This is a genomic window from Methylohalobius crimeensis 10Ki, assembly GCF_000421465.1.
In the GTDB taxonomy this organism is placed as follows: Bacteria; Pseudomonadota; Gammaproteobacteria; order Methylococcales; family Methylothermaceae; genus Methylohalobius; species Methylohalobius crimeensis.
Genome location: NZ_ATXB01000005.1, coordinates 1 through 6,198, shown reverse-complemented (window position 1 = coordinate 6,198; position 6,198 = coordinate 1). Strand labels below are relative to the sequence as shown.

7 protein-coding genes and 1 pseudogene are annotated in these 6,198 nt (G+C 58.2%); 2 read left to right on the top strand and 6 right to left on the bottom strand.

The features are described 5' to 3' along the window. The 6 genes from H035_RS21090 to H035_RS0117380 form a co-directional block, all read right to left on the bottom strand. On the bottom strand, positions 1 to 1,733 hold a 1,733-nt coding region (locus H035_RS21090), incomplete at its 3' end, for a DUF927 domain-containing protein (protein WP_022950217.1). 86 nt (positions 1,734 to 1,819) lie between these two features. Further along, the gene (locus H035_RS22100) at positions 1,820 to 2,068 is read right to left on the bottom strand and encodes a hypothetical protein (protein WP_022950215.1); all 249 of its coding nucleotides are present in this window, start codon (positions 2,066 to 2,068) and stop codon (positions 1,820 to 1,822) included. Next, positions 2,068 to 2,829, bottom strand: a complete 762-nt coding sequence (locus tag H035_RS22095) for a zinc finger domain-containing protein (protein ID WP_022950214.1) — start codon at positions 2,827 to 2,829, stop codon at positions 2,068 to 2,070. The genes H035_RS22100 and H035_RS22095 overlap by 1 nt, the downstream gene beginning before the upstream one ends. A 479-nt stretch (positions 2,830 to 3,308) precedes the next feature. Next, on the bottom strand, positions 3,309 to 3,677 hold the full coding sequence (locus H035_RS0117385; protein ID WP_022950213.1) for a hypothetical protein: 369 nt from the start codon (positions 3,675 to 3,677) through the stop codon (positions 3,309 to 3,311). Further along, positions 3,674 to 3,769, bottom strand: coding sequence for a hypothetical protein (locus H035_RS22840; RefSeq protein ID WP_152486107.1), 96 nt, complete (start codon positions 3,767 to 3,769; stop codon positions 3,674 to 3,676). The genes H035_RS0117385 and H035_RS22840 overlap by 4 nt, the downstream gene beginning before the upstream one ends. Further along, on the bottom strand, positions 3,766 to 4,740 hold the full coding sequence (locus H035_RS0117380) for an IS481 family transposase (protein ID WP_022950212.1): 975 nt from the start codon (positions 4,738 to 4,740) through the stop codon (positions 3,766 to 3,768). The genes H035_RS22840 and H035_RS0117380 overlap by 4 nt, the downstream gene beginning before the upstream one ends. Before the next feature lie 124 nt (positions 4,741 to 4,864). Here H035_RS0117380 and H035_RS0117375 point away from each other — a divergent pair, with 124 nt between their 5' ends. Together H035_RS0117375 and H035_RS0117370 are read left to right on the top strand one after the other, a co-directional pair. Continuing rightward, positions 4,865 to 5,443, top strand: coding sequence for a hypothetical protein (locus H035_RS0117375; RefSeq protein WP_022950211.1), 579 nt, complete (start codon positions 4,865 to 4,867; stop codon positions 5,441 to 5,443). 296 nt (positions 5,444 to 5,739) lie between these two features. Then, positions 5,740 to 6,198, top strand: a pseudogene (locus H035_RS0117370) (IS481 family transposase); the annotation flags it as partial.

Below are 6,198 nucleotides of genomic sequence, written 5' to 3'. Positions count from 1 at the left end.
GATTCGCCGATCTCATCGACGATCAGCGGCAAATCGTTGAAGCATTCGGCGGTGGCTTCCAGTCCGTTATCGGTGGCGTTCCATCTTTGAATATAGGCGGCCGCGCCGCCGGCTTGCTGAGGGTCCGCGCTGTTGCCCCAAACGCTGGCGGCGGCTTGCAATAAGGTGGTCTTGCCCCGACTGGTGTTGCCGTGGAAGTGAAAACCGCCGGCCTCCACTTCGACCAGGTGACGCATGGGGGCGGCCAGGGCGGCGCAAACGGCAAAACGCACCAGGGAAGGGGCCTCGGCCACTGCCCATTGCCAGGCGTCGAACGTACCGCCGCGGCAAAAGGCATCGGCGGCGGTGTGCTGGTCGTGGGGTTGGTAGACGATCCGCTCCCCCTCGGGCGCCTTCAGGGTTCGATCCGGCAGCACGAAGGCCTGCCCGTGCCAACCGGTGACGGTGGCGGCGGTCAGGCGATCCTTAGGCGCGAAGGCCACCAGATATTGAAGTAAGGGGGTTTCCTTTCCGGAGACGATGGGAAGCCCACCCTCGGCCAGCAGTTGGGCGATTTCCCGGCCGCCGGTATGAAACATACTGGCGGGGATGGCGCGCTCATGTCGGTGGCCGTCGTGGTCCTCCCAAACCACCAGCCGCCCCCAGGATTCGCGCCTGCCGTCGCGGCTCAAGGCCTCCACCCAGATCGGCCGATGGGCCAGGGGTTGGGGTTCGCCATCGTCCCGAAGACGGAATACACCCCGGCGGTTGAGTAGGTGGCCGAAGGGGGCGGGGGGAATCCCCACTGCTTGCGCCACAGCCCCCTGTATTTGGGTTTTGACCGTCTCCAGTCCGGCGATTCCAGCCAGGTCGTTGAAATCCGTCGGCCTGGTGTCGGTATCCACCGCGCTGAAATCCGGCACACACCACGCCGCGCCAACGGCATCGGCGGCCCCTCGCGCCTTGGCGGCGCCCGGGTTGCCCTCGGTCCACTGGTCGTTGTCGCCGGCAATGACGATACCCGCCTTGGGGTATTGCTTCCGCAGGGCCTCGGCCACCGGTTTAAGATTCCCCGCGTCGAAGGCGGCAAAGGTCGGTAGACCGGTCGCCTCGTGGAGGCTGGCGGCGGTGGCGAAGCCTTCACAGATCACGATGCACTCGGGGGATTCCGGCAAGATGAGCGGTATGGGGAAGAAACAGCCGCGCTTTTTTCCTCCAGGGAGGAAACGCTTGTCTCCCTCACCGGTGATGGTTTGCAGCGTCCAGAGGGTGCCCCCGGCATCGATGCCCGGTATCACCAGCTTGTCGCCGTCCATCTTCGCGCCGTTTGGCCGGATCCGCTTCCGTTCCAGATAGGGATGATCGGCTTCGGCGGGTTTGGCTTCCCGCCATCGGTTCGATGCCCGGACGCTGACATCGGATTGCCGGCGTTCAATTTCCTGTTGCCGTTGTCGCTGGATTTCATCCAACCGTTTGGCGTGGGCGCGGCGTTCCTCCTGGTTCATTTCGGCGCGGTCCTTGGCGCACCAGCTTTGTGTGATGCCAGCGCGCCAGCAGCCGAAGGCGCCGGCCGGAATGCCATCCAGATGGAGCACATACCAGCCGGCGTCATCGTCCCGCTTGCCGGTGGTGGGAAAACGGTGAATCCGGCCGTCCGCATTAACTTGTTCCGGTGCGGGCAAGCCTGAATCCAGGATGGCGCGGCGGAATCGTTCAATATCTTGGGGATGGGTGGGGTATAATGTGTTGGTCATGGATGTCTTCGGCATATCATGGCTCCGATTGATATGAATTTTTTTGTAGCCCCATCCGCACTTGATCCGGATGGGGCTTTTTGTTTTTAGCGGCGAATGATGACTCGGATGGCCTCCAGGTTCGCGGATAGTTGCTCTCCGATTGCATTCAGCATCGACGAGTCCATGCCGGGAAAATCCCCGATCGCCAGCATATCGGCTATGGCTGCCGTGCGATCCAGCAGCGAATATATTGCGTCGTGGCGTCCCATATCCGCCGCCATCGGCGAATCGCTGCCCGCAATTAGGGCCAGGAGCAGTTCGTGTTCTTGGTCTGTTCTTTTTTGTGAGGTCATCACACACCTCCCCCCAGTTCGGCGGCCAGATGATCGGCCAGGGCCCGGCGCGCCCGGGCCAGAATCTCGGCAGCGTATCGGGCACCGCCACGGTCGAATCCTTGCTCGCGTAAGTCGCTTTCAATCTCCGATACCGCGATGATGCTACGACGCAAGCAATCCAGGCGTGCGATATCGTGGGATGACATTTGCGCGCGGCCTGTCCCCTGGCAGCTCGTGCATAACAACGAATTGGTGATGTCGCTGAGAGGATCGCAGCCGGTGCCTCGGCAATCTTCGCAATCATCGTGGTTGAAATCTGGATCCGCGCCGCTCCCTCGACAGGTCGCGCATATGGACGTATAGCGGACAGGTCCCGACGGCAGATCCCGAGATCCGTGGACGTGGCCGCTCCCGCCGCATTCTGGGCATTCCTGGCCCGGGCCTCGGTAGTTGGCCGGGATAATGTGACCGGTGCCGTTGCAATAGGTGCATCTGGTGGTGTCCTCGGCTTGCTCCAGCGGGGACGGCACCACCCGTCCATCCCGGGTTATCCAGGGGTAGTCATCGCCGTAGTAACCGGCTCCGGTCTGATCGCATTCGACGAAGCCTTGGTGGCCGTGGGCCTCAAATTCACGCTTGCCCTGCTCGAATGTCAGGCCGCGCATGATCGCCAACGGGCCATCGGGATAGGCCGCTCCGGTCGAGTCGTAGCCGCGATAATAGGTGAAGGTTAAGAGTTGGGGCTTGCGCGCAGTGGCGCGTTGGATTGAATTAGGCATGATTTGCCTCCGATAGTTTTGAGTTGCGCAATCGACCACCATTAGGGTGGCCGGGTGTCACTCTCGGCCTATCGAAGCCGCCGCCATTATTCCCGCCGAAGCGGTCTTGTATTCCTGGCTGTCCACCCGACCATGAAACTGGTCGATCATTCTGGGGGGCAACAAAAAACCGCGCTGACGGGGCGGGGCTGCCGTCGATAGTTTTGAGAGTGGCTTCAGGATAGCCCCGCCCTTTGGGGGTGTCAACAAAAGAGGGAAACATTCGCTTCTTCCTTTCAGGGCGCTATAATGCGCCCTGGGTGATGTGATGGTTATCCGGAAAGACCCCTTTGAGTGTGCCGCTCGGAGGGGTTTTTCGTTTTGGGAATGGCTGATGGCGGAGACGCAAAATGACCGATAACAAGCGGGTCGTCCATCCATTCTTGAACGCGGTGACCGCGTTGACGGTTTTTCCCTGGAGCAATGCCCGGCCGACGGCTTCAAGTTGGGTCTTTTAGTCGATATGCCTCCTCCTCCATGTCCCATGGACTCAGCAGCTCTTGCTCTAGACGGGATATTTCCGTATCGATCCGTTGGCGCTGAATACGCAAAAAGCCCAGAAAGCGCAGTTTTTTGGTGTATTCCTGGGTGATGGTTTCTCCCGGGAATGCGGTCAATTCGCCCCACTCCGGGAAACCTGAAGTCAGACTTCGGTAATAGCGGTACAAGGTGCCTAGGGGAATGTCATAACCATGTTTCGCAAGCCACTCGCGATGCTGCTTGAGGGTATGGTTTTCATTCAGCAGGCGCTCGTTAAGCCGGGCCAGAATATCCGGGGGGAGCTTCCTTTTAACGGAGCTGTTCATCATGCCGCAGCCTCCCCGGTATGCGTCCGTGTACGGCGCTCAATGAATGCGTCGATGTCCTCTTGGCGGTAGCGAACGCGGCGGCCGCTTTTCACAAAGGGTAGGTGTCGTGTCCCGGATGATTGACGACACGTTTATGAAACAAGTGTGGGTGTGACCTTTGCCAATTTTTCAGGGCTTGCACTGGATGAATATGCCCCAAGGCTTTCTGAGGCACTTGATGATTGTACAACCAGACGTATCGTCGAAGGGTGGTTTCCAGTTCCTCTCCGGAGCGGAAATGATACGTACGCAGGATATCGGCAATACGCCCGTTGAATCGCTCCACCATGCCGTTGGTTTGAGGCCTTTTGGGGCGGATGAGTCGATGCTCGATGCCCAGTTCCGTGCACAGTTGATCGAAGACGTGCTGTCCGGTCGGGGTCCGTTCACCCCGGGTGACAAAGCGATCGGTGAATTCTTTTCCGTTATCGGTAAGAATCTTTTCGATCTTAAACGGCGCGGTCTTGGCCAGCGCCGCCAGAAAATGCCGCGCATGGCGGGCGCTTTTGCTGTGATAGAGACGCACAAAGACCCAACGCGTGGCCCGATCGATGGCCACAAACAGATACCGCCGCCGGGTTTCATCGGCCATTTGGGGCAAATATTTGACGTCGATGTGCACAAAGCCGGGGACATAAGCTTTGAAGGCTTTCGCCTTAGGTGGGCTTTTATCCGCCGGCGGTCTGCGAGACACCCCGTGTCGCTTGAGCATCCGATGCAACGAAGCGCGGGTCAGGGTCGGATGAATGAATTCCCGCACCACCGCCAGCAAGTCGTCCAGGGACAAGTCCAACTGCTGGCGCAGCACCAACACCACCTGCTCTTGAGCCGGCGTCAGGGTCGTGGGCAGCCGGTGCGGGGTATGCGGCAAGTCTTCCACCGAATCGCGTCCCTTCCAGCGCGCGATGGTTTCCACCGTGACGCCAAAGCGCTTGGCCAACACCGTATTCGGTTCCGTACTCGCCTGGATCAAAGCGCGGATTCGGGGCGTGGTCGTCGCGTTTTTGTGCAGTCTTACTTGCATCCTGTCACCTCTCGCATGATGTCTCTGGCCATCAGTAAACCACACCGACGGCCTATTAGGGAATCATCCGTGACACGACACCTATGCGAAGAGGGTTTTATCTGCCGCCGGCCACTTGCTCCAAATGAAGGACCGTGATATTCGGATTGAAGGCTTGATTAAGGATACCGATCTGAAGGTTTATCCGCTTGGTTTGATTAATATCGCACTGGAGTTTTTTCCGGATTTATTCCCCGCGATTGTGTACCAGCCAGGCATCCCTATGGAAACTAAGATGCAAGCAATCAATGAAAAAACACTGTCCCTGGATTGGCGTTTCGAGGTGTTGACGCGATATGCGGAGATTAACGCCAATGCATTTTATGCCGCCCTGAAGTTGTTTGAAAAAAAGATCGCGGATTCGGAGATGTTTCCCGCCCCCTTGGTGCGGTGGTACATCGAATGTGGACAGAAAAAAAAGCCGCCTTCCAAACGCCGCGGGAGGGAAAAACTATATAAAAACCGGAATAGGTTTATCTGTGGTGCTGTGTGGAACTTACATTACTATTTTGGGATTCACCCCACCAGGAACGATTCCCGCGAACCTGAGACATACCCTAGCGGTTGCGACATAGTTTCACAGGCCATCAAGGAGTTGGGTATCGACTGCAGCATCAGAACATACGGCGCCGTCGAATCAGTATGGAAAGACAGAAATAAATAGCGCTATCGCGGCATCGGCCGAAAATCCACATTTTTCCGTTTTTATTGCCTATGCGGTCTGCCGAAATTTTTGCGATGTTACTGCTTTACTTCGAAAGCAACTTGGGAGCAGTTACATGGCATCGAGACTTATCACGTCACATGAAGCCGCCAAGCAGTTGGGTGTATCTCCGCGCACACTCTCGGTTTGGCGTTGTACCGGACGCTATAACCTACCTGTCGTGTCACGGATGATTCCCTAATAGGCCGTCGGTGTGGTTTACTGATGGCCAGAGACATCATGCGAGAGGTGACAGGATGCAAGTAAGACTGCACAAAAACGCGACGACCACGCCCCGAATCCGCGCTTTGATCCAGGCGAGTACGGAACCGAATACGGTGTTGGCCAAGCGCTTTGGCGTCACGGTGGAAACCATCGCGCGCTGGAAGGGACGCGATTCGGTGGAAGACTTGCCGCATACCCCGCACCGGCTGCCCACGACCCTGACGCCGGCTCAAGAGCAGGTGGTGTTGGTGCTGCGCCAGCAGTTGGACTTGTCCCTGGACGACTTGCTGGCGGTGGTGCGGGAATTCATTCATCCCACCCTGACCCGCGCTTCGTTGCATCGGATGCTCAAGCGACACGGGGTGTCTCGCAGACCGCCGGCGGATAAAAGCCCACCCAAGGCGAAAGCCTTCAAAGCTTATGTCCCCGGCTTTGTGCACATCGACGTCAAATATTTGCCCCAAATGGCCGATGAAACCCGGCGGCGGTAT

Excerpts from the sequence above, each read along its gene's own strand:
- H035_RS22100 (WP_022950215.1), bottom strand. The coding sequence starts at position 2,068 with ATGACCTCACAAAAAAGAACAGACCAAGAACACGAACTGCTCCTGGCC.
- H035_RS22095 (WP_022950214.1), bottom strand. The coding sequence starts at position 2,829 with ATGCCTAATTCAATCCAACGCGCCACTGCGCGCAAGCCCCAACTCTTA.
- H035_RS0117385 (WP_022950213.1), bottom strand. The coding sequence starts at position 3,677 with ATGATGAACAGCTCCGTTAAAAGGAAGCTCCCCCCGGATATTCTGGCC.
- H035_RS0117380 (WP_022950212.1), bottom strand. The coding sequence starts at position 4,740 with ATGCAAGTAAGACTGCACAAAAACGCGACGACCACGCCCCGAATCCGC.
- H035_RS0117375 (WP_022950211.1), top strand. The coding sequence starts at position 4,865 with ATGAAGGACCGTGATATTCGGATTGAAGGCTTGATTAAGGATACCGAT.